Annotated in this window: 15 protein-coding genes and 2 pseudogenes; 8 read left to right on the forward strand and 9 right to left on the reverse strand. The window is 61.7% G+C overall.

The features are described from left to right. Positions 1-9 precede the first annotated feature (9 nt). Positions 10-1,893, forward strand: a complete 1,884-nt coding sequence (gene dnaG, locus RVAN_RS01545) for a DNA primase (protein WP_013418005.1) — start codon at positions 10-12, stop codon at positions 1,891-1,893. 260 nt (positions 1,894-2,153) lie between these two features. Further along, positions 2,154-4,247: an RNA polymerase sigma factor RpoD gene (gene rpoD / locus RVAN_RS01550; protein WP_013418006.1), complete on the forward strand. Its 2,094-nt coding sequence runs from the start codon at positions 2,154-2,156 to the stop codon at positions 4,245-4,247. 225 nt (positions 4,248-4,472) lie between these two features. Here the strand turns inward: rpoD and grxD are convergent, their stop codons facing one another. The 3 genes from grxD to RVAN_RS01565 form a co-directional block, all read right to left on the reverse strand. Beyond that, positions 4,473-4,811, reverse strand: coding sequence for a Grx4 family monothiol glutaredoxin (grxD, locus tag RVAN_RS01555; RefSeq protein ID WP_013418007.1), 339 nt, complete (start codon positions 4,809-4,811; stop codon positions 4,473-4,475). 78 nt (positions 4,812-4,889) lie between these two features. Beyond that, positions 4,890-5,126, reverse strand: coding sequence for a BolA family protein (locus RVAN_RS01560; protein WP_013418008.1), 237 nt, complete (start codon positions 5,124-5,126; stop codon positions 4,890-4,892). A gap of 201 nt (positions 5,127-5,327) precedes the next feature. After that, the gene (locus RVAN_RS01565; RefSeq protein WP_013418009.1) at positions 5,328-7,358 is read right to left on the reverse strand and encodes a glycosyltransferase family 2 protein; all 2,031 of its coding nucleotides are present in this window, start codon (positions 7,356-7,358) and stop codon (positions 5,328-5,330) included. A gap of 74 nt (positions 7,359-7,432) precedes the next feature. On the opposite strand from RVAN_RS01565, the gene RVAN_RS01570 reads away from it, so the two are divergent. Next, entirely contained in the window at positions 7,433-8,299 is an 867-nt protein-coding gene (locus RVAN_RS01570) for a hypothetical protein (RefSeq protein WP_013418010.1), read from the forward strand. A gap of 63 nt (positions 8,300-8,362) precedes the next feature. On the opposite strand, the gene RVAN_RS01575 is transcribed toward RVAN_RS01570, so the two are convergent. From RVAN_RS01575 to RVAN_RS01600, 5 genes are all read right to left on the reverse strand, one after another. Continuing rightward, complete coding sequence (locus RVAN_RS01575) at positions 8,363-10,159, reverse strand: tetratricopeptide repeat protein (RefSeq protein ID WP_013418011.1); 1,797 nt, start codon at positions 10,157-10,159, stop codon at positions 8,363-8,365. 4 nt (positions 10,160-10,163) lie between these two features. Then, entirely contained in the window at positions 10,164-11,570 is a 1,407-nt protein-coding gene (locus RVAN_RS01580; RefSeq protein ID WP_013418012.1) for an HlyD family type I secretion periplasmic adaptor subunit, read from the reverse strand. Continuing rightward, on the reverse strand, positions 11,533-13,806 hold the full coding sequence (locus RVAN_RS01585; RefSeq protein ID WP_013418013.1) for a peptidase domain-containing ABC transporter: 2,274 nt from the start codon (positions 13,804-13,806) through the stop codon (positions 11,533-11,535). Before RVAN_RS01585 ends, RVAN_RS01580 begins: the two co-directional genes overlap by 38 nt. Positions 13,807-13,899: 93 nt before the next feature. After that, positions 13,900-16,404: a hypothetical protein gene (locus tag RVAN_RS18565; RefSeq protein WP_013418014.1), complete on the reverse strand. Its 2,505-nt coding sequence runs from the start codon at positions 16,402-16,404 to the stop codon at positions 13,900-13,902. 510 nt (positions 16,405-16,914) lie between these two features. Further along, positions 16,915-18,036: a glycosyltransferase gene (locus tag RVAN_RS01600; protein WP_041787182.1), complete on the reverse strand. Its 1,122-nt coding sequence runs from the start codon at positions 18,034-18,036 to the stop codon at positions 16,915-16,917. Positions 18,037-18,679: 643 nt separating this feature from the next. On the opposite strand from RVAN_RS01600, the gene RVAN_RS18570 reads away from it, so the two are divergent. The 5 genes and pseudogenes from RVAN_RS18570 to RVAN_RS18575 all read left to right on the forward strand — a co-directional run bounded on the left by RVAN_RS18570 (position 18,680) and on the right by RVAN_RS18575 (position 25,106). After that, entirely contained in the window at positions 18,680-20,299 is a 1,620-nt protein-coding gene (locus tag RVAN_RS18570) for a methyltransferase domain-containing protein (RefSeq protein WP_013418016.1), read from the forward strand. A gap of 140 nt (positions 20,300-20,439) precedes the next feature. Beyond that, positions 20,440-21,199 (forward strand): annotated as a pseudogene (gene surE / locus RVAN_RS01610) (5'/3'-nucleotidase SurE). A 32-nt stretch (positions 21,200-21,231) separates the two neighbouring features. Continuing rightward, on the forward strand, positions 21,232-21,849 hold the full coding sequence (locus RVAN_RS01615) for a protein-L-isoaspartate(D-aspartate) O-methyltransferase (protein ID WP_013418017.1): 618 nt from the start codon (positions 21,232-21,234) through the stop codon (positions 21,847-21,849). Positions 21,850-22,035: 186 nt separating this feature from the next. Further along, positions 22,036-23,108, forward strand: a pseudogene (locus RVAN_RS01620) (IS630 family transposase). Between the two features lie 123 nt (positions 23,109-23,231). Further along, positions 23,232-25,106 carry a LysM peptidoglycan-binding domain-containing M23 family metallopeptidase gene (locus RVAN_RS18575; RefSeq protein ID WP_013418019.1) on the forward strand — a complete coding sequence of 625 codons (1,875 nt, stop codon included), beginning with the start codon at positions 23,232-23,234 and terminating at the stop codon, positions 25,104-25,106. Positions 25,107-25,331: 225 nt separating this feature from the next. Here RVAN_RS18575 and RVAN_RS01630 read toward each other — a convergent pair whose 3' ends face one another. Continuing rightward, entirely contained in the window at positions 25,332-26,849 is a 1,518-nt protein-coding gene (locus tag RVAN_RS01630; protein WP_013418020.1) for a malonate--CoA ligase, read from the reverse strand. Positions 26,850-26,862: the final 13 nt, after the last annotated feature.

The following is a 26,862-nucleotide window of genomic DNA, read 5'->3' on the forward strand; positions in this document are numbered from 1 at the left end:
GCCCCGTAGATGCGTTATCCGCCCGATTTGCTCGACGAAATCCGAAGCCGTCTGCCCGTCAGCCGCGTCGTGGAGCGGCGCGTGAAGCTGAAGCGGCAGGGCCGCGAATATATCGGGCTGTCGCCGTTCAAGACCGAGCGCTCGCCTTCCTTTACGGTGAACGACCACAAGGGCTTCTATCATTGCTTCGCGACGGGCGAGCATGGCGATGTCTTCACATTCCTGATGAAGGTCGAAGGACTATCCTTCCCCGAAGCGGTGGAGCGGCTCGCGGCCGAAGCGGGCGTGATGCTCCCCGAGCCCGAGCCGGTGGACGCCGTCAAGGAGAGCCACGAAAGCCGCGTCCGTGCCGCGCTTGAGGAGACGTGCCGCTTTTTCGAGGTGGCGCTGGCGAGCCTCGACGGAATGGCGGCGCGCGCCTATCTCGAAAAGCGCGGCGTCGGCGCGGCTGAGGTCGCGGCGTTTCGGCTCGGCTATGCGCCCGACTCCAAAACGCGCCTGAAGCAGCATCTTTCGGCCAAGGGCTTTACGCTCGCGGAGATGGAGGACGCCGGGCTCCTCATCCACGGCGAAGATATCCCGGTTCCCTACGACCGTTTTCGTGGCCGCCTCATATTCCCGATCACCGACGCGAAGCGCCGCGTGATCGCGTTCGGCGGTCGCGCGCTGCAACCCGACCAACAGCCGAAATACCTGAACTCGCCCGAGACGCTGCTCTTTCACAAGGGCCATGTGCTGTTCAATCACGCCGCCGCGCGCGACGCGTCGAAGGTCGAGCGTGCCGTGATCCTTGCCGAAGGCTACATGGACGTGATCGCGCTGGCCCGTGGTGGCTTCCCGAACGCGGTCGCGCCGCTCGGCACCGCGCTCACCGCCGATCAGCTTCGGCTTTTATGGGCGATGTCGCCGCTACCGACGCTCTGCTTCGATGGCGATTCGGCTGGCCGCAAGGCCGCGCATCGCGCGCTCGACACAGCGCTCCCGTTCCTCGAACCGGGGCGGTCGCTGCAATTTGCCTTCCTGCCCGAAGGCCGCGACCCCGACGATATGGTGTCTGGCGGCGCAAGGGATGCGCTGGCGAAGCTTCTGGCCGAACCGCTGCCGTTTATCGATGTGCTCTGGTCGCGCGAGGCCGAAAAGCACGCCCTCGACACGCCCGAACAGCGCGCGAGCTTCGAGGCGCGCCTCACGGAGGCCGCACAGAAGATCGAGCACAAGAGCCTTCGCTTCCATTATATGGCGGGGTTTCGCGAAAGGCTTCGCGGCATCGGCCACAAGAGCGGCGGCCTGCCGCGTCCGCGCCCCGATGCCGAGAGTTGGCGGGCGCGCTCAATGCTCGCGCCGACCGGCGGCGCCCGCAAGCCACGCGCTCCGGCCGGCGGCCGCTCCATGCTTCCGCAGCGCACGAGCGAGCTTCTTTCCAGTCCGCTTACGCAGGCGACAGCGCCTGTCACCGCACCCCGGGAAGCGGTCATAATCAGCGCCATTCTCGCCCATCCGTGGCTGATCGACGAGCACATGGAAGAGATTGCTCGCATTCCGTTTATCGACCCGGATTGCAACCGCATCCGCAACGCTGTGTTAACCGTGCATCAGTTTGATGAATCACTTGACAACAAAAAATTGTTAGAGCACCTCTCAAAGGAGGGCTATGAGGCGGAGCTTGAGCGCCTGGATAAGGCGTGCGCTCACAAGGCTGATCCACACTTCGCGCCGGATGCAGAGAGAGAGCAGGTCCAGGAGGGCTGGCGTCATGTCATGATGCTTCATGACAAGGCAGGCGTTCCCAGTTCGCTGCTTGAGGCGGAGAGTGAGTGGATGAGCGACCAGTCCGACGAAAATTCGGTTCGGCTCATTGCCGTGAAACAGCAGGTGGAAATTGTGTCGACTTAATCAACTCGCCTATATTGCGAGCGGCACAAACATTCACCAGATAGTATATGAGGCACGTGGCAGGGCGAAAAACGAGCTTCATGAGTAACGGCGCATTAAGCACAACCGCTTATCTCTTTAAGTGGTTCGGCGATCAGAATCGCAAGCTCTCCAGTGAGCACCGCTATACGTCTTGAACGTACAAAACGAGATTGACCCGATACCCTGACGGGGTGGCAGCTCCTTGCGAGCCCCGTTTCCCGGCATTTCTGGAGCGCATAATGGCAACAGCGACGACAAAAAACGAGGACCAGGAGACGCAAGCGTCCGAATCCACGGACAGCCCGGTTCTTGATCTTTTGGATGCCGCCGTAAAACGCCTGATCAAGACCGCAAAGGCGCGCGGTTACGTCACCTACGACGAGATCAACGAAGTCATGCCGCCCGAGGACGTTTCCCCGGACCAGATCGAGGACATCATGACGATGTTCTCAGACCTCGGCATCAACGTCGTCGACGCGGAAGAGGTCGAAGAAGCTTCGGCCGAGCATCTCGACGACGAGGAAGACGATCGCGCCGCACCGGCCAATCTGCCGGTCAAGCAGGAACGGTCCACCGAGGTGGGCGAACGCACCGACGATCCCGTGCGCATGTATCTGCGCGAGATGGGTTCCGTCGAGCTTTTGTCGCGCGAAGGCGAAATCGCCATCGCGAAGCGCATTGAGGCTGGCCGCGAAGCCATGATCGGCGGCCTTTGCGAAAGCCCGCTGACCTTCCAGGCCATCATCATCTGGCGCGATGAGTTGAACGAGGGGAAGATTCTTCTCCGCGACATCATCGACCTCGAAGCCACATATTCCGGTCCGTTCTCGCGTCCCGAGGAGGGCGACGGCTCCGAAGAGGAGTATGATCCCGAGCCGCAGCCGCAGCTGCAGCCCGTAAGCGGCCCCCGTCCCGTTGTCACGAACGGCGGCGGCGCAACTAACGGGGTGACAGGCCTCAACGGCGCTAACGGTCACGCCCGCCCCGAGGGAACCGATGCCGTCGGCCCCGAGGGCGAAACCGCCGAATTCCGCGGTGAGGAAGACGACGACGACCTCGAAAACAGCCTGTCGCTCGCGGCGATGGAGGCCGAACTCAAGCCGAAGGTGCTCGAAACCTTCGACCGCATCGCCACCGAATACAAGAAGCTGCGCAAGCTTCAGGATCAGCATGTCGAGCGCAAGCTGGCCGACGACGCGCTGTCGCCGCAGCAGGAGAAGCGCTCCCGCAGGCTTCGCGACGCGGTCATTCAGGACGTTAAGAGCCTGTCGCTCAACCCGGCGCGTATCGAATCGCTGGTCGAGCAGCTTTACGACATCAACAAGCGCCTGATCGGCTATGAAGGCCGCCTTCTGCGCCTTGCCGATGGTTTTGGCGTCCGCCGCGACGAATTCCTGTCCTACTATCAGGGCAGCGAACTCGATCCGAACTGGATCGACCGCATCGGCACCCTGAAGGGCAAGGGCTGGCAGAAGTTCGTCGAGAAAGAACGCCAGCGCATCGATGAAATCCGTCAGGAAATCTACGCGCTTGCCACCGAAACCGGGCTCGATATCGCCGAGTTTCGCCGCATCGTTAAGATTGTGCAAAAGGGCGAACGGGAAGCCCGGCAGGCGAAGAAGGAAATGGTCGAGGCAAATCTTCGCCTCGTGATCTCTATCGCCAAGAAATACACGAACCGCGGCCTGCAATTCCTCGACCTTATTCAGGAAGGCAATATCGGCCTGATGAAAGCGGTCGACAAGTTCGAATACCGCCGCGGCTACAAGTTCTCGACCTACGCCACGTGGTGGATCAGGCAGGCGATTACACGCTCTATCGCAGATCAGGCGCGCACCATCCGCATTCCGGTGCACATGATCGAGACGATCAACAAGATCGTGCGCACGTCTCGCCAGATGATGCACGAAATTGGCCGTGAACCGACGCCGGAAGAACTGGCCGAGAAGCTTTCGATGCCGCTCGAAAAGGTGCGGAAGGTTCTCAAGATCGCGAAAGAGCCGATCAGCCTCGAAACGCCCATCGGCGACGAGGAAGACAGCCACCTCGGCGACTTCATCGAGGACAAGAACGCGATCCTGCCGATCGACGCCGCGATCCAGTCGAACCTGCGCGAAACGACGACGCGCGTGCTCGCCTCGCTCACACCGCGCGAGGAGCGCGTGTTGCGCATGCGCTTCGGCATCGGCATGAACACCGATCACACGCTGGAAGAGGTCGGTCAGCAGTTCTCCGTCACACGCGAACGCATCCGCCAGATCGAGGCGAAGGCGCTGCGCAAGCTGAAGCATCCGAGTCGCTCGAGAAAGCTGAGAAGCTTTCTGGACAACTAAGGAGCCGCAAGCTCCGCAGCTTGAGACACCGAAATGCAAAAACCCGGCCTTTGCGCCGGGTTTTCGTTGTCTACCGATGGTGAAGTGTATTGGACTTCGTCGTGGCCGACGCCGGGCCGGAAATGCAGGCGATGCAAAGAGCTATAACCCAAGCGCTGCCCGGCAAAGCCGATAAGCGCCCGGTTCCGTTCTCGCTCGCCTTGTCGAGCGCGATCTCGCTCCCCGCTAAGCCGCCTTGCTCGTCGGAACGCCTTTGTCGGCGAAAACCTTTTGCAGCTCGCCGGACTGGAACATCTCCGACACGATGTCGGCACCGCCGATGAACTCGCCTTTGACATAGAGCTGCGGGATTGTCGGCCAGTTCGTGTAGGCCTTTATGCCGTCGCGAATTCCGTCATCGGTGAGGACGTTGATATCCTGATACGGAACACCGAGGAAATTCAGGATCTGCGAGACGCGGCCGGAAAAACCGCATTGCGGAAATTCCTTGGTCCCCTTCATAAAGAGCACCACGTCGTTTGTCGTGACCTGATCCTTGATCCAGCTCTGGACGTCTTCGCTCATGCTTGGCCTTCCTTGTGCGATGTCGCAATTAAGGTGTTAACAGCGCGCCGAGAAAACAAGGCGCGGTGGCAAAATCTGCTACTCGCCGGGAAGCCTGGTGGTGAGTGCGAGGGCATGCAACTCGCCACCCATCCGGCCTTTGAGCGCGGCATAAACCAGCTGATGCTGCTGCACGCGCGATTTTCCGGCAAATGCGGTCGATGTCACGAGTGCCGCGTAATGATCGCCGTCGCCCTTCAGCGCCTCGATCTGCACTTCGGCATCCGGCAGGTGCTCCTTGATCAGGCGCTCGATTTCGTGGGCCTCCATGGGCATCGGCGGTGCTTCTCCTTCGATGGTGATGCGAAAGATTACAGGCGAATTGCTGCGCTGCGCAACAAGCGCCGACATGGGGGCGCCCGATATGGTTCAAAGCCGCGTGATCGGAGAAGCAAACTTTCCGCGCGCACATCGCCCGCCCACGTCGTTGTTCGAGCCGCAGCGCCAGAGAGCGGCAGCCATGCGAACGCGATCAGATCAGGCGCACAGCTCGATTGATCGAACCGCCACCGTCGTTTCTGTGCCGTGTCCGAACATGGGATCGCCTCGCAGAAGCTCTCTCGCCAGCTCCGCGCCCCCCGCGATGTAACGATCATGACCATCGCCGAACGCGATGTAGCCGTACACTTGGCGGTTATCGAAATATTGCGGGATCCCGTGCCTGCGCGCGCTTTCCGAAAAGATTACGTACTCGTGACGAGCGGTTCCGTCCCGGTAAGCGAGCTCGCCCAGCACGTCGGCGCGGATCAGATATGTGCAATGCGTAACGGGCACTTCGATCACACCGCGTATCCAACGGTTGAGGATCCAGGAATACTGGTCGCAATCTTCGAAATATCCGCTGGCGTCTATTTCCGCATGGTAGTTCGAATATGGATCGTCCGGGGACAGTGAGCGCAGGAATGGCGCGACGATCGGAAGGTCGAGCGCCACCAATTCGCGGAGCGTGCACGGCCGGATGAAATTGTCCACGTCAGCCACGAAGTAGAAGTCGCACCGATGCGCGAGGGCGCGGCTCAGGCTGACGTTTCGAATGTGTCCCAGCACATCAAACCGCGTCTCGTTCCATTCATGGACGCTGAATTGCTCCACGGGGACTTCCACCTCCTCGGCATCGAATTCTACGTCGGCGTAGAGGTGACCCACACGCTTCGCCCATTCTCGCAGGATGCGTTCTGTCCCATCGGTATTGTTGTTGGTCCGGATGTAGAGAACAATCGAAGATTTGGGATAATCAAGCGACTCGATGCATTCGAGATGAAGCGGCAGAAACTCTTCTTTCTGTTTTGCAAGTATTGCAACGAGCACGCGCGGCGCTGCTTTCAAGCGCGAGCGTAGCATTCTTGGAGCCACCAAGGCGTGCTGTTGTACGAAGTCATCGGCGACAAGCGATCCAAGGTTTCGGTCCTGATCCAGGCTTTCGCTCGCGACTTGCGCATTCGCAGATACACGCGTCCGATCCTCATCGGAGAGCTTTCCCGATGCGAGAAGCTTCAAACTTGCATAGAGGCAATCCCGCATATGACCGGACCAATAGGCATTGACAGAGAACTCATCCAGAAGCCCGGTTTCGTAAATCCAGGCTTCGACAAACAGCCCATCCGAGGGCATGGGAATCTGCAACCCGCGCTTTGCGAGTTGGTATCCTTCCTCATTCCGCCCCTTGAGGCGGCAGAACTTGCTCGCCCCGTGCAGGGCTTCCGCCCGCGATGGCGAGGCATCAGCAGCGCGAAGATACGCGTCGATAACGTCCTGTTCGGCGTGTCCGAGCTCCTCCTTCAACTGCGCGACGGAATAAAGGCTGATGAAAACTTCCTCCTGCCAGAAGCCAAGCTCAGCCCGGATCAGGTATTGTTGCAATGCGCGAACCGACTCTCGGCAGTCGCGATAACTCTGTGCGAGATAAAAACGGTAGCGGGCGATAAGGAACGGGTTGGTTTCTGTCCTCAACGCAGTCTCAAGCACTCTGGCATCGCGCCGGTAAGTCTCGGGATCTTTCCGGCGAGCACCATCATCGTTGACCTTCAAACGGATACCCGGAAGCTGTCCATCTGAAGAAGCCTCTTCGCAGGTGAGATATTCGTGCAGAACCCCCTCCCAACGCCACGGAAGCGCGCTGCGGACGATCTGGGTCCGCGAATGCACGATGCTGCCATGCTGGATCTCGATCGCGTATTGATCTGCGGCCAACTCGGGGATCGTGTTGCCCGGTTCAAATTCCAGCACATCATCGGCGTCGATGATCAGCGTGTAATCGCCCTTTCCACGCGCCAACTCCAGCGCCTCGGTGCGATTGTGCGCGAAATCGCGCCAGGGCCGCTCATGCAACTCGCCCGGCAGGTCGCGCAAATGCTCGCGGATAATGTCCTGAGTGCCGTCGGTGGACCCAGTGTCCACGATGACCCAGTGACCGATGATCGGCCGCACGCTGTCGAGGCAACGCCGGATCACGGCCGCTTCGTTCTTGACGATCATGTTTAAACAAATTATCTGGTTTTTGTTTTTCATTGCAAGCTCCGGTTGAGCGGACTGGCGAGCCGGCCGAAGTTGAGTGAGGTGCACATGCTCATCACCGGCCGATCATGAGACGGCGGCACTTTCTTTTCCTGCTCGGGGGCAGCCTGTTGCTGCCGTTGAAAACCACCCCGGCGTGGCCTATTTGCAACAGTGTGTCTGTCCTCGATGCGCCGTTGGAACTTGAAGGCAAGTGGGGTGGGTCCGCGCCGTCGGATGCGGCGGCGGTGATGGAGCGCATGCGCACGGCCTGTCTGGCGGGGGTGGCCTTGGTTTCGGACCGCCAGCCGGATAGGCTCCGGGTCGATAACCATGCCGGAACGCTGCCCTCGATATGGCTTCACTCCCAGCCGCCGCGAACCGGCTGGATCATCGTCAGTATCGGCACCCGCGACTGGTGCAAACTCGCCTATCAATTCGGGCACGAGCTCGGGCATGTGCTTTGCAACAGCTGGCAGTCGGATGCAAAGCCCCAAACCCCCTGTCAATGGATCGAGGAAGCGCTGGTGGAGGCGTTCTCTCTGCGTGGCCTCGGGCTTCTTGCGGATGCGTGGGAGCATGCGCCTCCGTTCCCGAGGGACGCTGCATTCGCGGACGCCATCCGAAACTACCGGGAAAAGATGGTCGTCGATTATCGCGCGGCCTCGAAGGAGCAAGACGAGACGGCGTCGCTGCGCACCTGGTTTAACCGACATGAAGCTTCCCTTCATGTGAACGGCGGAGTTAAAGCCGCCGCAGGTGCGGTCTCCACCATGCTCGATCTGCTGGAGAGCGACGCCACCATGATCGCCGACTTGGGAGCGCTGAACCGCTGGCCGGGACGAAGTGGGGTTGCTCTGCACCACTACCTCAATCTATGGGAGAAAAGCTGTGCGGAGCTGAAGGCCCCCGGCCGATTGCCCGTGCGACTGCGAAACCTGCTCGCTCAACAATGAACGTGACGGCGCAGCCCGTGAGGTCTCAGGCCCGGCTCGCTGCTAATCGACCGCCCCCGGCGATCACGCCATCATTTCAGGTTCCACGTCCGCTTTGGCTTGTTCAGTCAGCTTGAGGTCGAGCGTGGCGAGTTCCTCCGCCGCATCCTGCGCGCCAAGCGCCACCGCACGCTCGTACCATGCGCGCGCGGCTTCGATTTCCTTCGGCCCGCCGAGCCCTTGCGCCGCGTAGCGAGCGAGCATCAGGGCAGCAACAGCATGACCTTGCTCGGCCGCTCGGCTGAACCAGCGCCGCGCCTCGTCGTGATCGCTCCCGATAATCGTCCCGTCGTTGTGCATGATGCCGAGGGCGAACATTGCGCCGGAGTGGTCCGCCTCTGCGGCCGAGAGAAACCGCGACTTCGCCGCTTCCGGATCGTACGGAACGCCACGGCCCTGAAGATAAAACTCACCGAGCGCCACTTGTGCATCCGCCATGCCGTCGTCGGCGGCACGTTCGAACCAGGCGGCGGCTTCGCGGTCGTCCTGATCCAGGCCCCGGCCATCGGCGAGCATGCGGCCATACCAATATTGCGCGCTCACCACCTCGTCGGCGGCCTTTTTCAGCCAGAAGGCGGCGCGCGCGTCGTTGCGCGGCACACCGATGCCCTCGGCGAGACAGACCGCATAGTTGAACGCGCCGATAAGATCGCCTTGCTCGGCGGCACGCTCGAACCATTCATGCACCGGGATGTCACGATTATCGAGAGTCGTCACCCCGCCATCCTGCAGCAGCACCGCGAGGTCAGCCTGGGCAACGGTATCGCCGGCCTCGGCGGCACGCTTGAACCAGGCCGCCGCCTCGTCCGGGTCGCGTGCCATGCCCGCCCCCGTAAGATAGAGCGTGCCGAGTGCCCTGGCGGCGGCTTGATGGCCTTGTTCGGCCGCCGTGCGAAACCAATGCGCCGCCTCGATATAGTTCGGCGGCAGCGCGCCACCGCGAGAATAAAGCTCACCGAGGTGCATCGCCGCGTCGCTCTCGCCCGCGACTGCCGCGCGACGCAGCCAGCTTTCGCCGTTCAATGGATCGACCGATCCGCCGCGACCTTCCAGCAGCATCAGACCGAGCTTTATTTGCGCGGCGGTGTGCTGAGCCTCGGCGGCGAGACTATAGAGCCGCCGCGCCTCTGCCTCATCCAGCGCCGTACCAAATCCGCCCTCCGCCGCCGCGCCCAGCAGGTAATGCGCGGTGGGTAGCCCCGCCTCCGACGCGCGGAGGAGTTCGTCTCGTGCCATGAGCGCATTGTTTGCGATGTCGGTGCGAAGCATCAGCGCGATGGCGTAACCGAGCCTGCCTTGCGGACAATCCTGCGCGGCCGATTTTCGGTACCATTCGAACGCGGCATCGGGATCGCGCAATTCTTCTGGGCCGGAGGAGAGAATAAAAGCCAGCATGGCCTGAGCATCCGGCGCGCCCGTTTCGGCCGCCTTCTTTGCCCAGACCACGGCGGCGTGGTAATCGGGCGCGTCCGAATCAGCTGACTCGAACAGTCTTTCATCGGTTCCGACAGCCGCTTTGGGCACACCGAACAGGTGGAGGGCGGCGAGGCGGCACTGCGCCTCGACATGCCCGGCCTCGGCAGCCAGTTGATACCATCGCGCTGCGGAGACCGGATGCGCAAGCGCGCCTTTGCCCTCAAGGTAGCGCTCGCCGACAATAAACGCCGCTTCCGCGTCGCCCGCCTCAGCTGCGGCTACGAAAAGCGCAAGGGCGCGTTCCGGTGCCGCCTTCGAGAGGCGCTCGGCCCGCGCCCGCGCCCGCTTCGGTGAGCGGGCAACGAGGCGGTCAAGCAACTTGTGCAGTATATCCAACCCGATCATGCTGTCAGGCTCCTGGCTCGCGCATGCTTTCGTGAGCAATCGGAAGAATTTTCGATACGTAGTATTCCAATATGGAGCGTGTGCCGACCTTGACGTCTGCGGTGAGCGGCATGCCGGGCATCAGGCGGAAGCCGGGAGGGGTGTCATGCAGTTGCATTTCAGTGAGAGAGATGTAGGCCTTGTAGTAGAGGGTGCGGGGCCGGTTCGGCAGGCTGGAACCGCCTTCCTGAGGCGTTGCTTCGGGGCTGAAGCTGTCCGCGCTTATCAAACGCACCGTGCCCTTTGCGCTGCCATATTGCAGGAAGGGCAGGGTATCGAACTTGACAGTTACCTGATCCCCGGGGCGAACATAGCCGCTGTCGATGCCGGAAATGTCGGCCTCGACCGATAGCGGCGCGTCGAGCGGGACGAGCTGGATCAGCGGTTCGGCACTGGTGACGACCGAGCCGACCGAGATCTTCGCCACCGACAACACAACTGCGTCGCGCGGCGCTGTCAACACCACCAGCTGATTATGCAAGTTTGCCTTGGTAAAGTCCTGGCGTGCCTGCGCCAGCTTGCGGCGCGTATCGGCGAGTTCCTGCGAGAGTTGGGCATCCCAGCGGTTAACGTAGGCTTCCCGTTCCGCTTCCTCGGCGGCGAGTTTCCGGCCCGCTTGCGCGCTTTCCGATTCCATCTGGGAAAGCGCAACCGCCATGTTCAGCCGGGCGTCCGTCGCGAGGATCGTATTCAGCTTGCTGCCGACCTGGAGGTTCTGAAGCTCCTGGCGCATGCCCTCGACATTTGCTGCGAGACCAAGACGCTTGCGATAGTGATCGGCCTGCGCGCTGCTGCCGTCCATCTCGGTACGGTACTGGTTGATCTTCTGATCGTGCGCTTCCAGCGAGGATTTATACTCTCGCGATTGCTGATAGAAGATCGCTGCCTGCAACGTGGAGTGCGAGTTCGCCGGATCGGGCACGTAATCCTTGCCCGAAGTCTGTGCTTCGAGCCGCGCGGCCTTGGCCGTGAGCGAATCGAGCTGATCTTGCATCGACGTGAGGTCGGCCGCGCTGATGGTCGGGTTGAGGCGGGCGAGCAACTGGCCCTTGCGAACGATATCGCCCTTTCGCACATCGATGCTCTCGACGATGGAGTGGTCGAAGGGCTGCACGACGATATTCGGCGCGTCGGCGACCAGCTTGCCGCTGGCCGACACGATCTTGTCGATCTTGATCAGCCCGCTGGCGGCGACCGTGGAGACCACCAGCAGGAACACGAAGAGGTTCGTCGCGCGTGACAGCCTTGGAATCGGCTTCGCGATGATCGCGGCCGAGGGGCTCTCGAATTCGAGGGCGGCAAGTGGCAGCGGGCTCGTATCGGCCCGCTTCGCCTTAGCTGGCTTGGATAAACGAGGGAGCAGGAGCGGCATGGACTTTTCCTTGGTAATCGGAGTGGCGGTTCTGTTGAAGCCAGAGGTGGCGATAGACGGCGCAGCGCTCTACCAACTCGCGATGCGGACCAATATCGATGACCTTCCCGCGGTCGAGGACGAGGGTCTTGTCGCACTCGACAAGCGACGAGAGGCGGTGGGAAATGATCACCATCGTGCGGCCGCGAGCCATGCGCTGAAGGTTGGCGTTGATGAGCGCCTCGCTTTCAGGATCGAGGGCGGAAGTTGCCTCGTCGAGGATCAGCAGCTTGGGATCGGCGATCAGCGCTCTGGCGATGGCGAGACGCTGCCGCTGGCCCCCGGAGAGGTTGGTGGAACCCTCCTGGACCCAGGTCTCATAACCCTGAGGCAGGCGCTCGATGAACTCCTCGGCACCGGCAAGCCTCGCCGCGCGCACGGCGTCTTCGAAGCTCAGGCCCGGCCGCCCGGCCAGAATGTTGTCCTTCACCGAGCCGCGGAACAGGAAGTTGTCCTGCAGCACCGCCCCGAAGCTCTGGCGCAGATGACGGAGGTTTATCTCCCGCAGTTCAATTCCATCGATCTTGATCGCGCCCGAATACTCAGGGTTGATACCCATCAGCAGGCGGGTGACGGTGGATTTGCCTGACCCCGAACGCCCCACCACGCCCAGCATCATGCCGGGTTCGATGGCAAAGCTGATGTTGTCGAGTGCGGGCGACTTGCTGCCCTCATATTTGAACGTCACCTCATCGAAGCTGATCGCGCCTTCGAGTTTCGGACGCAAACCGTGAGTGAGCGCGCGCTTCTCGGTCGGCCGGTTGAGCACCCATCCGACCTGAAACAGCGCCTGGCGCGCTTCCTGGACGTCCTGAAGAAGACGCGCCAGATTCACCAGCGGACCGGCGACGCGGCCGCCAAGCATCATGAAGCCGATCAGACCGCCGAGAGACAACGGGTTATTCGAGGTCATCGCGAGATACGCGCCAAGCGCCAGAACGCCCGCCTGCGTGTATTTCTCGAACGGCATCACGAGCACCATGGGCCAGTTACTGAGCTTGCCCATCCGCATGTTGAGATCGCCGACGGTGGCAATCCGCTGATCCCATTCCGCTGCGCGAGTGGATTCAAGGCACAGCGACTTGACCGTGCGGATGCCGTAGATGCTCTCGACCAGCGTGGAGCCCTTGTCAGATTCCGCCTGGATGACCTTGCCTGTCAGATCCGCGAGCGGGCGGAGAAAGGCCCAGATGATGAGGGTGATGCAGGCCGCTGCGGCAAGCACCGTCCAGGCGAGCGTCGGCTCCATGTAGAACAGCACGGGCAGCAGTAACAGAACCATGGCGACGTCGATGAACGTCGTAATCATGCGACCGGTGAGAAACTCGCGGACGCGATAGAGTTGGCTCACCTTGTAGGAAAGCTCGCCGGCCTGATTGCGCTCGAAGAAGTCGATCGGCAGCGTCATCAACCGGTTGAATATCGCAAGGTGAAGTCTGGTATCGAGCCGCGTGGCGAGCGTAATGAGCAGCATTCGCCGCGACCATGCGATCAGCATCTCGAAGCCGAGCGCGATCAGCAGTACAACGACGATCAGCGTGAGCGTGTTCATGCTGTGATATGTGACGACCGTGTTCAGCGTCGTCATAATCATCAGGACGGGGAGCACGCTGAGGATGGTGATGGTAATCGAGCCGATCGCCACATCGCGCAGGATCGATTTCTCACCCCAGACCATGCGGGTGAGCAAGCCGAGGTCGAATGGCTTCTCATCTTCGCTCTCGCCGCGCGAGGCGCGCACGAGCAGCGCAGTGCCATCCCAGACTTGCTTGAGGCGGAGTTCGTCGATTGGCGTAGGCGGTTTGCTTGAGGGTGCCAGTGGATCGCGCACCAGAAGCACGCCGTGCTCATGATTGCGACCGACAACGACAGCGGCGCCGCCATCCGAAAGCAGCAGCAAGACCGGCGCCGGGTTGTCGAGTTTCATCAACTGACCGAAGCTGAGGCGCACAGCGCGGGCCCACAGGCCGTATTGGCGGAGCCATTCCACCAGCGCGGGCGAAGTGGGAGCTGCGCCGCCAGCATTGGGACGGATCCCCGATGGGTCGGGATCGACGCCGTGATAGCGGGCGACATGGGTAGCGGCGACTATCCGAGCTTGCAGAGCGGTAGTGCCCTGCCCGTCAGAAGCGGCCTTCTCGCCAAAATCGCTTGTGGCGATGTGCAGCGGAATGTTGGCAGGTGACACGAAGTTCATCTCGATCACTCTATGGGCTGTTCAAGGAGAAATGGATTGTCTGGGCATGCAAAGGAGGAGATCGGCCAGAGCGGCCGATCTCCCGTTTTTGTCTTAGTGCTTGGGCAAGGACAAATGATGTGTCTGGTTATTCAGGTTGATCGGGTTGAACGAACCTGAATTACCATTGTCCTTGAAGATGCCGCCCGCTTTGATGTCGCTGCCATTCTTGAGGTTATTCAGCAACGACGCCACATTTTTGGGTGCGACATCTGTAGGCCGCAGAGACGCGCTTACCTGTTTCGCGATGCTCTGAAGCTGGTTGTCACCAGCGGTGCTCTTGGCAGTTTCTCCGGTGCTTCCCTGAGTTTTGGCTGAGCCGGAGATGAAGGTCGGGCGGTCGCCCTTGGAGCCATGATCGCTGCTGTTCGAGCCGTGACCATGATCGGGCTTCCCGTGGTCCGGCTTGCAATGCCCGCCGGACTTGCCCGTAGCGCCGGTAGCGCCCGTAGCACCCTTCTTGCCGGTAGCCCCGGTAGCACCCGTGGCTCCCGTCTTCCCGGTGGCACCCGTAGCTCCCGTCTTGCCGGTAGCACCCGTGGCACCGGTCCTGCCGGTAGCACCCGTGGCACCGGTCCTGCCGGTAGCGCCTGTGGCACCGGTAGCACCCGTTGCGCCGGTAGCACCTGTGGCACCCGTTGCGCCGGTGGCACCCGTTGCGCCGGTAGCGCCGGTAGCACCCGTTGCGCCGGTAGCACCCGTGGCACCGGTAGCACCCGTAGCGCCGGTGGCTCCTGTAGCACCCGTTGCGCCGGTAGCACCCGTAGCTCCAGTGTCGCCAGTCGCGCCGGTAGCACCGGTATCACCGGTAGCGCCCGTAGCTCCAGTGTCGCCAGTCGCGCCGGTAGCACCGGTATCACCGGTAGCGCCCGTAGCTCCAGTGGCACCTGTTTCACCTACGCCCGTGGCACCGGTTGCGCCCGTAGCACCGGTATCACCCGTTGCGCCGGTAGCACCCGTGGCACCAGTCGCGCCTGTAGCACCCGGCGCGCCGTTCTGGCCGTTCTGGCCGTTTTGACCATTCTGGCCATTCTGGCCGTTTTGGCCGTTTTCGCCGGTGGCACCTGTTGCGCCCGTAGCACCCGTAGCGCCCGTAGCGCCGGTTTCACCCGCGCCAGTGGCACCTGTGGCACCCGTTGCACCTGTAGCACCCGTGGCACCGGCTGGACCCGTCGGACCACCTTCAGGACCCGTTGCGCCAGTGTCACCCGTTGCACCTGTCGCGCCGGTAGCACCGGTATCACCGGTAGCGCCCGTAGCTCCAGTGTCGCCCGTAGCACCCGTAGCTCCAGTTGCACCCGTAGCTCCCGTAGCGCCTGTGGCACCGGGTTCGCCGGCTTCACCCGTGGCGCCGGTTGCACCCGTGGCTCCCGTGTCGCCAGTAGCGCCTGTAGCTCCAGTAGCGCCCGTGGCTCCAGTGTCGCCGGTTGCACCCGTTGCGCCGGTAGCGCCTGTGGCACCCGTTGCGCCCGTAGCTCCAGTTGCACCCGTAGCTCCCGTTGCACCCGTGGCTCCCGTGTCGCCAGTAGCGCCTGTAGCGCCCGTGGCTCCAGTGTCGCCGGTTGCACCCGTTGCGCCGGTAGCGCCAGTAGCGCCTGTAGCGCCCGTGGCTCCAGTGTCGCCGGTTGCACCCGTTGCGCCGGTAGCGCCTGTGGCACCCGTTGCGCCCGTAGCTCCAGTGTCGCCGGTTGCGCCCGTAGCACCGGTTGCACCGGTAGCGCCTGTGGCTCCAGTGGCACCGGTAGCACCGGTGTCACCCGTAGCGCCGGTTGCGCCAGTAGCGCCGGTTGCACCCGTTGCACCGGTTGCGCCGGTAGCGCCTGTGGCTCCAGTGTCACCGGTTGCGCCGGTTGCACCCGTTGCACCGGTTGCGCCGGTAGCGCCTGTGGCTCCAGTGTCACCGGTTGCGCCGGTTGCGCCGGTTGCGCCGGTAGCGCCGGTAGCGCCGGTAGCGCCGGTAGCGCCGGTAGCGCCTGTAGCTCCAGTTGCGCCGGTAGCGCCCGTGGCTCCAGTGTCACCGGTTGCACCGGTAGCGCCTGTGGCACCGGTAGCACCCGTTGCACCGGTAGCACCGGTGTCACCCGTAGCGCCGGTTGCGCCAGTAGCGCCGGTTGCACCCGTTGCACCGGTAGCGCCTGTGGCTCCAGTGTCGCCGGTAGCGCCGGTAGCGCCGGTAGCGCCCGTGGCACCAGTGGCGCCAGTGTCACCTGTGGCACCGGTACTACCTGTAGCACCGGTATCGCCCGTGGCACCTGTAGCACCGGTAGCGGCGACATCTAGAAGCGTAACGTCATACTGCCCGTTTACGGTATGACTTCCTGCTGTTTGAAGCGTTCCGGCCTGGTTGAACACGACGATATTGGCCGGGTTCTGTGTATCATCGAGGCTGACGATGACCTTGTACTCGGCGATCGTGGCGCTCCCGACCGCCGCATCAACTGCCGCTGTCGTATTATTTGTGCTACCCAAAAGCGTATAATTTAGGCCATCGAAGTAGTAAATATATTCTGTGGTTCCAGATATATCACGACCCCAGACCTGCACTAGTTGATCAGCCATGCCGATACCCTTTTTTTACCTGTTTGCAACCGAGCTTATATGAAGGATGTACTTTAGCTCTACATGCGTATTACTGGCGATTGCAAGGTATCCCGCTGTAGTTGCACACTAATTAATGCAACTACCTGACATAGAAAAAAATGATGCGCCTGCGAAAAAACTGGCGGCGTCCTGGGGGGGATCGCGCTTTCGGGCTCTAGCAGCGGTGCTTCGCGTTGTGCAGGCGCGGCTGACCGCTGGGTAAATCACAGTTGCGAAAGACGGGGAGCAAGACGTTCGTGCTATCGATGAGGTGCTACCAGGTCAGTCGCCGTGCACTCTCACTCACTGCATTTCAGACGCGTTGGCATCTCGTCTGGGTCGCGGTCGGAAGCCAGCTGTTCTGCGTAGGCTCCCTGTAAAGACGCATTAAATGTCTTGATTTCAAAAGGTGCGGAAGCAGAATGGGCGCAGTTTACGGCGCGGTGATTGCATTGGTTGCCGCTGATAGGCAACCAATGCAGTATAGTCTTAGGCCTTCTGAAGCAAATTTGCCTCTTGGATCTTCTCGCGAGCGAATTTGGCGTTGAGCTCAATGCGTTCCGGATAACCCGCCGGCAAATCCTTCAACTGGAGCAGCTTTTCGCTTGCTTCCAGGGACTCGGGATAATGGCCCGCCCAATAGGCGAGGACCGCGTATTCATCGAGCATCCCGTAGGTATAAACCGAAGGCTCTACGAAAAGCGCGGCGCCTTCCGGCTTCTTGATGTCGATCCCCTGACGGGCGATCATGTAGCCTTGGTGGAACTTGTTGTTCACACGGCAGTATCGCGCGGCGGCATGCAATGATTCGGCGCGGGTCGGGCATACGTTGAACGCGCGAAGGTAGGTTGCAAGGATGTCGGCTTCACTGTGGCCAAGATCTTCCATGAGCCGTCCGGCCGACAGGAGGGCGATGAAAACTTCCTGTTCCCAGAAGCCAAGTTCGGCGCGCTTCAGGTAGTTGGTGAGGGATTTGGCCTTGTCGCCGGCGGAGCGATAACTTTGCGCGAGATAGAAGGTGTAGCGAGAAACCAGGAAGGGATCCTGCTCAGACTTGAGCGTGCGTTCGAGAAGCTCGGCATCGTGAAGGTATTTCTGAGGATTTTTGTTGCGGGCGCTATCATAGAACGTCCGGTTGTGAAGGCCCCTTATAACACCCCAAGTGCAATGCTTCCCGGGCGATTCCAGAAACTCATGCAGGACGCCGCGATATTTGAAATTGATGTTATTCCTGAACAAGAGCGGACGCAGGTTGATGATTCCGCCATTGAAAGTCGGCAGTTGATAGAAATCGTGGCTAAGCGCTTTCTTGAAAGCGGTGAGGTCGACGTTTTCGTCGAATTCGAGAGCTTCATCCGCATCGATCATTAGGCAGTAATCGATATAGGTGTATTTGCGAAGCTCGGTCAGCGCGAAAGTCCTGTTCCATGCGAAATCGCGCCAAGGCTCATCTATGACGACGCCCTTTATGTTGTTCTCTTCCAGAAAGGTGCGAATGACGCCTTGAGTGCCATCTGTCGATCCGGTATCGACGACAAGAACGAAGTCGACAAGAGGCTTCACGCTCGCAAGACAGCGCCTGATGCAGTGGGCCTCGTTTTTGACAATCATGCAGAGTCCGACTGTCTTGGCCTTGGGTTCGGAAGAATTCCCGAATGGTGTTCCTTGTCTTTTCAACTTTGCCTCCTGCCGGATTGAAACCCACTTCATGCAAGCCTCCCGACTTTTGTGCAGTCACTGGCGCGAACAGCGAGTGGGGCTCCCGTTTTGAAATTTTCGTCGCACGAAGTCCCATGCCAATGGGCAACAACCGACGCCACTGAAGCGAGTGTTTTGCTACAGACTGCGATTTGATCTTGAGGGCCTTGGGGCCGCGCTGCACGCAACAGCTCTGGACGGTACTGACTTGAGCGCTTCTACCATAGATAGAATGTAAGAATGGTAAACTACGTAAAATTGCAAATTATTAGTGCAGTAGGTTTTGCGCAAGGGTCTTGGCGCTCCAATAAAACTCAGGATCAATACGGGTTGAGTGTTCTAACGATACTGTATGAAACCTATAGCCAACTCAGGTTGAGTTGCGTCGCAACAGGAGCTGCGTCGGCTATGTGCAACGCTGCGTATTAAACCCGCACCATTAGGTCGACGTCCAGGCGTTACGTCTTGGAGCTGCAAGCTTGGGATGTGGTTGGTCTGGTATTGCTGCTATAGCCCGACGTGATGATCGGGACGCAAGAGATCAGGTTCTTAGGCCATGACCATCAACGTTACCACCGGCTCCATGCTGCCGACCCGACTCAACCTCGGTTCGGGCAAGGACTATCGCGCTGACTGCTTCAATATCGACGTCGACAACAGCTGGTCGCCCGATGCGGTAATAGACCTCGCAAGCTTCGATCTGGACGCTGATGGCGTAAGCGTGCCGACGCACAGATTCGGAGATGTGCAGCTGCGGCCCGGCACCTTCGATACGATCATCGCCAACGACGTGCTCGAACATGTGCCGGACCTCGTCCGGCTGATGACCAATTGCCTGAAGCTGCTGAGGGCTGGCGGTGTGTTCGAGATCAGCGTTCCCTACGACCTGTCATTCGGCGCCTGGCAGGATCCGACCCATGTGCGGGCCTTCAATGAGCGCAGCTGGCTCTATTATACGGACTGGTTCTGGTATCTCGGATGGAGCGAGGCACGGTTCGTTCTTGAGCGGATGAGCTTCGTTCCCAGCCCGGCAGTCGCGCCGTTTGCAAGCGCCACGCCCGCCGAACTCCAGCGCATGCCTCGCATGATCGACTCGATGTCGGTCTCGCTCCGCAAGGTCGACCTGACGCCCGCGGACCGGCAAGTCTGGGAATATTGGCGCGAGCGCAAGCGGCAGGCGCAAAGTCGCTGGTCCGCGCCCGTCCCGGCGGTTCAGGAGATTGCCCCTTCAACTGCGGCGCCCGCCGCGTTGGCGACAGCGGCAGCAACGTCGCCCGTGACGCCGCAGCAAGCTGAGGTCCGGCAGGCCTTTGCAGGCGGCTGGGCGGCGCATCGCCATGCTCACTGCCTATGGATCGTCACGCCGGAGGGCTACAAACATCACCAGACCTTCGACGAATTCGCGCTCGGTCTTAGCGAGGCTTTCGCGGAGCTTGGCGGGTCATGTCCCATCGTCCGCGATGTCCTGCAATTGAACGGCCGCGTTCCGATCGTCCTTGGCACACATCTGCTTCGGCATTGCTCTTCCGTCGCCATTCCGGCCGACAGCGTCCTAATCAATTTCGAACAGGTCGTCAGCGGAGGCGGCTGGCTCGATGAGAATTACCTGGCATTGCTGCGACGCTTCCCTGTTCTCGACTATTCAGTCCGAAACCGCGAGGCCCTGATCGAGCGAGGCATTACCCATGCGGGACTGCTGGGGATTGGCCACGCGCCCGGGCTCGTCCGGATTCCAAAGGTCTTGGAGAAGGACATCGACGTTCTTTTCTACGGTTCGTTGAACCCACGTCGAAAGGCCATTCTGGAGGCTCTGCGCGCCAGGGGGCTGAACGCGGTTCATTTGTTCGGCGCCTATGGGGCCGAGCGCGATGCAGCAATTGCCCGCGCGAAGCTGGTGATCAACCTCCACTTCTATGAAAGCGCAATTTTCGAGGTCGTGCGAGTCTCCTACCTTCTGGCCAACGGTGTATGCGTCGTCAGCGAGGGAGACGAGGGCGACCCGGATATCGCCCCGTTCGAAGGCGGGCTCGTCGTGTGCGGTTATGACGAGATCGTCGAGAACTGCGCCGCTCTCGTCGCCGATGACCCATACCGCGACGCCATCGGCTTGCGAGGGCAGCGCATCATGATGGCGCGACGCCAGTCCGACTTGCTCAAGGCTCTGATCGGAGACTGAGCCGCCCCGAGCGCAGGTTTGAGGCAGGCGTCCGCGATGAAAGCAATCTGATGGCATGGCCCGTCGCACGGCGGGGATCGTTCAGTTGTGCCACGCGCTTTGAAGGTGACGCGGGCGCGGGCTTGGCGTAAAAAGACGCCATGCGGATCCTCATCACGAACGACGACGGCATCGAAGCGCCTGGCCTCGATGCCCTTCAAAAAATCGCGAACGACCTTTCGGACGATGTCTGGATCGTCGCGCCGGAAACCGATCAGAGCGGCGCATTCGCTCACGCTGCATGAGCCGTTGCGCCTGCGCAAACTCTCGGAGCGGACCTTCGCGGTCAAGGGTACGCCGACCGACTGCGTGATCATGGGCGTCCGCCACGTGCTGACCGACAAGGCACCCGACCTCGTCCTGTCCGGCGTCAATCGCGGCTCGAACGTCGCCGACGACGTGACCTATTCCGGCACCATCGCGGGCGCGATCGAGGGGACGCTGCTCGGCATTCCGTCCATCGCGATGAGCCTCGCCGTCGACTGGGAAGACCTCGACCGGATCTATTGGCAGACCCCGATGCAACTCGGAGCGGACCTGGTGCGAAAGATGCTTGATGCGGGCTGGCCGAAGGATGTTTTTTTAAATGTAAATTTTCCCGACAGGGAACCAGAGCGTGTCGAATGTATTAAGATCACCGAGCAAGGTCGTCGTGACCCTGATTACCTCCGCATCGAAGACCGGATGGATACGCGCAACAACCCCTACTACTGGCTGGGGTTCAAGCCGATGTCCATGATAACGGGGGAGGGGACGGACCTTCACGCTGTGAAGTCCGGCGCCATTTCTGTCACGCCGCTTTGCCTCAACCTGACACACAGAGAAACCTGTCGGAAGCTGTCGGCCTTTATCGAAAAATAGAGGCTGCCAGCCGCGTCCGGAGGGGAAACCTGATGATGGACGAGCGGCTGGAAAGTCTGATCCACCTTTTGCAGCGAAACGCCATCGCCGACCCGCGCGTGCTCGCGACCATGAAAGACATTCCCCGCAAGGCGTTCATCGAGTCGCCGGAACTGAAGCCGCTGGCCTATGCCGACGAAGCGCTTCCCATCGAATGCGGGCAGACGATTTCCCAACCCTACATTGTTGCCTACATGACCGAGCGGCTGAACGTGCAGCGCAAGCACGATGTGCTCGAAATCGGCACCGGCTCGGGATACCAGACGGCGATCCTCTCCCGGCTGGCGCGCCATGTTTACACGATCGAAATTCACGAGGAGCTTCACCGGCTCGCGGTCGCGCGGTTCAAGGCGCTTGGCCTCACCAACATCACGGCGCTCTGCGGCGATGGGTCGAAGGGTTGGCCGGTGCCTCGGCTTTTTGACCGGATTCTCGTCACGGCGGGTGTCATCGCCGCGCCGCCCGACCTCATAGGCCAGCTTGGCCCTTGCGGCGCCATGGTGATACCGCTTGGACGGACATCCTCGCAGAGGATCATGCTCGTCGTCCGCAACGGGAACGGCGTGGAATTCCAAAGCCTGATCCCCGTTCGCTTCGTGCCGCTTCTCTAGGCCAGTGAATTTTTCATTTGAGTCCCGGTTGCAGCGAGCTCTCGCATCAAGTTGCTAGTGGCCCTTGTGATTCCGACATTTGCTCACGAGGTGCTGCGAACGGATGCAAATGCCGGAATCGGACCACTAGTGCACTGACGCAAACATAGGATTCACAAAGCAGACGAAGCAAGGCATGCTTCAGGCATGGCTCAAACCGTCTGCATCCTTCTCTCGTCCGAAGACCGCTCACGTTTGGCGGCGGTCATCGGGGACCGCAACAGCCCGCAGAAGCACGCGCAGCGGGCAAAGATCGTGCTTCATTCTGCTGAGCGCCGTTCCGTTTTCGACGTCGCCCGCTTAAGCGGCGTCAGCCGGCCAGCCGTATGGCGTTGGCAGCGGCGCTACGCCGAAAAAGGGGTGGACGGGCTGTTGCGCGACCAGACCCGCAAGCCAGGCAAGCCGCCTTTGTCAGCGAAGAGCGTCGCGAAAGTGCTGGCGCTGCCGTGTTCCGAGCCCCCCGGAAACGCCACGCATTGGACCGGACGCGCTGTCGCCAAGGCGGCGGGCGTCAGCTTGCGCACGGTGCAGCGCATCTGGGGAGCCCACCGCCTTCAGCCGCACCGCTTGCGCACGTTCAAGAAGTCGAACGATCCCGCCTTCGCCGAAAAGGTCGAGGATGTGGTGGGCCTCTCCATGAGCCCGCCCTGCCATGCCGTGGTCCTGTCCATCGACGAGAAGAGCCAGATCCAGGCGCTCGACCGCACTCAACCGGGCCTGCCGTTGAAGCCCGGCAAATGCGCGACCATGACCCACGATTACAAGCGCAACGGAACCACCACGCTGTTCGCCGCACTCAACGTGCTGGATGGAACCGTGCTCGGCCGCTGCATGAAGCGCCACCGCCATCAGGAGTTCATCAAATTCCTCAACGCCGTGGAGCGCAAGGTCCCAGCCGGCAAGATCATCCACGTCATTCTGGACAACTACGGAACCCACAAGCATCCCAAGGTGGACGCCTGGCTGGCGGATCATCCGAGGTGGGTTTTTCACTTCACGCCGACCTCGGCGTCCTGGCTGAACGCGGTCGAAAACTTCTTCTCCGCCATTACCCGGCGGCGCATCCGTCGTGGCGTCTTCAAATCCGTCGCCGACCTCGAAGACGCCATCAAGCGCTACATCGCCGATCACAACCGGAACGCAAAACCCTTCGTCTGGACCAAAACCGCCGATGAAATCTTCGACAAGCTCAACCGCCTCAATCTGCACCTTCTGAATGAGTCAGTGCACTAGTTTCCCGGTGATTGACCGAGCGTCGCCCGGATCGTTCGATAATCGTCGATCCGTTTAAATCAATATTAAGCACTCGCACGCATAACCTTAGGAAAGTGAGGTGTGCTGCGATGAGTAAAGTAAATGCGGTGGGCAAGCGCGAGCCCTCATATGTACGCGCAGCGTTAAAGATCGGTATCGGTTGCGTCCTGTTGGGCGGATGCAGCTCCGGTGGAACCGAGCGGTTCAGTTCCTTGTCGTTCGGAAGCGGCTATGAGACCGCATCCGGCCCTTCTTCCCCCATAGCGCCGTCGCGCGTTGCCGATGCATCGCCTCAGGCCACCGGCCCGGCGAGCTATGGCCAGAGCGCCTACAGGCCAAAGGCCAGCCAGTCACAGGCCGCTTATCAGACGCAGGCCAACTATCGTCAGCCGTCGCAGGCTGGCTACGCCCAGACCGCCGCGTATCAGCCGAACCAGCAGGGCGGCTTCCAGCTTGCGAGCGCAACACCGGGCCAGCAGGGCGGTTACCTTCAGGCTTCGCGCGTCGATCTTCCGCCGCTTGCGGGCCAGCAGCAGTCGTCCACCTCGACTCGGGTGAAGACGGCGGACGGCTACGGCCGCTACAATCAGGCGCCGCTCCCCGATGGCAGCTATGCGGGGCCGCGCGTCTACACGCCTTATGATGACAGGCCTCGCGATTATGCGCCCCCGCCTCCGCCGCCTCCGGCGGTCTATGAGCCGCGTTACGAGCGCGACGCTCCGCCGCCGCCCCCGCCCCCGGCCTATGACGACCGGCGCTCTGAAGTCACGCCGCCCTACGATCAGCGCCCGCTGCCTCGTTACGCCGAACCTGCGCCGCGCGATTATACCCCCGCGCCACGGGACTACTCATCTGCGCCCCCCGCCTATTCCGGCGAGCGCAATTTCTATGAGCGTCGCCGCGAAGGCGCCGTGACGCCGAAGCTCGCGCCGCGAAACGGCTCCGGCGTCGACGGCACCGGGATCATGTCGCCGAACGCGACGGTCGCATCCGAGCGCGGCATCGGCAAGACCGTCACCGTGAAGCCGGGCGACACGCTCTATTCGCTGGCGATCCGCCACGGCGTGACGGTCGACATGATCGCCCGCGCCAATGGCCTCGACCGCCACAACAGCGTGCGGCCGGGCATGGATCTCCTGATCCCCGGCTCCGATCCGGCCAAGATGACCAAGGATGACGCGCCGAAGGCTCAGCCGGTTGGATGCCAGGGCGACGGCTGCCATGTGGTGAAGAAGGGCGAGACGGTTGCCGCCATCGCTCGCGGATATGGGCTTAGCGAGAAGCAGATTCTCGAAGCGAACAACATCGCGAATGCGCGGCTTATCAAGGTGGGCCAGACGCTTGCGATCCCCGGCCGCGAAGCGCCGCGTCAGGAAATCGCGTCGAATGGCGTCAAGCCGGAAGCGCCGATTGCTGGCCCACAGCAGCGTCAAGCTGATGCTCAGCCCGCGCCGGAACCCGCTCAGCCGCAGATGGCCGATGCGAACAACCCGCTGAAGGCCGCGCCCGCGCCCGACGTCAAGATGACGTCGGCCAAGCAGGAACCGACCTGCGAGGCCGCGCTTGCCAATCCGCTGCCGCGCATGGGCAAGAGCTTCCGCAAGCCGGTGGAAGGCATGATCATCGGTCAGTTCGGTCCGCAGCATGACGGCAGCGTGAACGAGGGTCTCACGATCTCCGTGCCGAAGGGCACGCCGATCAAGGCCGCCGAGAATGGCGTCGTGGCGTATGTCGGCGACGAACTGCCGGGCTTCGGCAATCTGATCCTGATCCGCCACGCCGACGAGTTCGTCACGGCTTACGCCCACACGGACGAGATCATGGTCAGGAAGTGCGATGTGGTGAAGCGCGGGCAGGTGGTTGCCAAGGCCGGTTCGACCGGCGACGCGAGCCAGCCGCAGCTCCACTTCGAGATCCGCAAGAATGCGAAGCCCGTCGATCCGGCTCCGCTCCTCGGCTCGTAATTGAAAACGCGGGTACCGGCGCACCCGGTATCCGCTTCCCTCCCTCTTCCTTCTGTCTCCCGATTTCCGATCCGAAATATTTCGCCGCCGTTTTCCCGTGGCAGGGAGATGGCGCGAACGCGAAGGGGCAGCCCTTCGCCCTGAATCCCGTGACGCGCCCTGTCCCCTTCCAGTACGGCGCGCACGGGATTTTTCTTTTTGCGGGTGCCGCCGGAGCGGGCGCCGTCAGCGCACAAAAAGATCCTTGTGCGCGTCGCGCAGCACGTTTTTCTGCACCTTCGCCATGGTATTGCGCGGCAGGTCGTCCACGAAGAACACGCGCTTCGGCAGCTTGTAGTTTGCGAGTCTCACCTTCAGCGCGTCGTGGATCGCCTTCTCGTCGATGGCGGCGTCCTTCGTCTTCACCACGACTGCGACGACACCCTCGCCGAAATCCGGGTGCGGCACGCCGATGACGGCGCTCTCGAACACGCCCGGCAGCGCGTCGATCTCGCTTTCAACTTCCTTCGGATAGACGTTGTAGCCGCCCGTAATCACGAGATCCTTGCCGCGCCCGACGATGTGCACATAGCCCGTCGCGTCGATCTTGCCGAGGTCGCCGGTGATGAACCAGCCGTCGCGGAACTCGGACGCCGTTTTCTCGGGCATGCGCCAGTACCCGATGAACACGTTCGGGCCGGTCACCTCGATCATGCCGATTTCGTCCGCGCCAAGAAGCTCGCCCGTCTCCGGGTTCGCGATGCGCACCGACACGCCCGGCAGCGGGAAGCCGACCGCACCCGGCACGCGCTCGCCGTCATACGGGTTCGACGTGATCATGTTCGTCTCGGTCATGCCGTAGCGTTCGAGGATGCGGTGGCCGGTCTTTTCCTCGAAGGCGCGGTGCGTGTCGGCGAGGAGCGGCGCCGAGCCGGAGATGAACAGCCGCATCTCCTTCGTCGTCTCGCGGGAGAGGCGCGCGTCGTCGATGAGCCGCGTGTAGAAGGTCGGCACGCCCATCATCGTGGTCGCGCGGGGCAGCAGGCGGAACACCTCGTTCGGGTCGAACTTCGGCAGGAACAGCATCGACGCGCCGGAGCGGAAGATAACGTTCGAGGCGACGAACAGGCCATGCGTGTGGAAGATCGGCAGCGCGTGAAGCAGCACGTCCCGGTCGGTGAAGCGCCAGTATTCGGCGAGCGCGCGCGCATTCGAGGCGAGGTTCTCATGCGTCGTCATCGCGCCCTTGGAGCGGCCCGTGGTGCCCGAGGTGTACAGGATCGCGGCGAGGTCGTCCGGGCCGCGCGCGATGTTTTCGAAGGTTTCGGCCTTGTCGGCGGCAAGCTCGATCAGCGTGCCGTCGCCGTCGGCACCGAGCGTATAGCAGCCCGCAACGCCCGTTTTCGTGCACAGCGCGGGCGCGCTGGCGTGCGTCGGGCGGGCGACGAACACTGTCGGCTCCGCGTCGCCGAGGAAATACTCAAGCTCAGCATCCGTGTAGGCCGTGTTCAGCGGAAGATAGGCGGCACCGGCGCGAACACAGGCGAGATAGAGGAACAGCGCCTCGGGTGACTTCTCCACCTGCACGGCCACGCGGTCGCCCGGCTTGACGCCTGCCGCCACGAGGGCGTTCGCGAAACGCGCCGTCAGCGCGAGGATGTCGCGATAGCGGAACTGACGACCGTCATTCGTCTCCAGCGCGACCTTGTCGAGATCGGTCCAATTCGCGCGCAACTCGGAAAAAAGATGGTTGGTTCCTGACATGGTGTCACGTCCT

Origin of the sequence: Rhodomicrobium vannielii ATCC 17100 (assembly GCF_000166055.1) — a bacterium.
In the GTDB taxonomy this organism is placed as follows: domain Bacteria; phylum Pseudomonadota; class Alphaproteobacteria; order Rhizobiales; family Rhodomicrobiaceae; genus Rhodomicrobium; species Rhodomicrobium vannielii.

Coding starts and splice junctions, on each gene's coding strand:
- RVAN_RS18565 (WP_013418014.1), bottom strand. CDS start 16,404: ATGGCTGATCAACTAGTGCAGGTCTGGGGTCGTGATATATCTGGAACC.
- RVAN_RS01600 (WP_041787182.1), bottom strand. CDS start 18,036: ATGATTGTCAAAAACGAGGCCCACTGCATCAGGCGCTGTCTTGCGAGC.
- dnaG (WP_013418005.1), top strand. CDS start 10: ATGCGTTATCCGCCCGATTTGCTCGACGAAATCCGAAGCCGTCTGCCC.
- RVAN_RS01580 (WP_013418012.1), bottom strand. CDS start 11,570: ATGCCGCTCCTGCTCCCTCGTTTATCCAAGCCAGCTAAGGCGAAGCGG.
- RVAN_RS01560 (WP_013418008.1), bottom strand. CDS start 5,126: ATGCCCATGGAGGCCCACGAAATCGAGCGCCTGATCAAGGAGCACCTG.
- RVAN_RS18575 (WP_013418019.1), top strand. CDS start 23,232: ATGAGTAAAGTAAATGCGGTGGGCAAGCGCGAGCCCTCATATGTACGC.
- RVAN_RS01565 (WP_013418009.1), bottom strand. CDS start 7,358: ATGAAAAACAAAAACCAGATAATTTGTTTAAACATGATCGTCAAGAAC.
- RVAN_RS18570 (WP_013418016.1), top strand. CDS start 18,680: ATGACCATCAACGTTACCACCGGCTCCATGCTGCCGACCCGACTCAAC.
- rpoD (WP_013418006.1), top strand. CDS start 2,154: ATGGCAACAGCGACGACAAAAAACGAGGACCAGGAGACGCAAGCGTCC.
- grxD (WP_013418007.1), bottom strand. CDS start 4,811: ATGAGCGAAGACGTCCAGAGCTGGATCAAGGATCAGGTCACGACAAAC.
- RVAN_RS01630 (WP_013418020.1), bottom strand. CDS start 26,849: ATGTCAGGAACCAACCATCTTTTTTCCGAGTTGCGCGCGAATTGGACC.
- RVAN_RS01575 (WP_013418011.1), bottom strand. CDS start 10,159: ATGATCGGGTTGGATATACTGCACAAGTTGCTTGACCGCCTCGTTGCC.
- RVAN_RS01585 (WP_013418013.1), bottom strand. CDS start 13,806: ATGAACTTCGTGTCACCTGCCAACATTCCGCTGCACATCGCCACAAGC.
- RVAN_RS01570 (WP_013418010.1), top strand. CDS start 7,433: ATGAGACGGCGGCACTTTCTTTTCCTGCTCGGGGGCAGCCTGTTGCTG.
- RVAN_RS01615 (WP_013418017.1), top strand. CDS start 21,232: ATGATGGACGAGCGGCTGGAAAGTCTGATCCACCTTTTGCAGCGAAAC.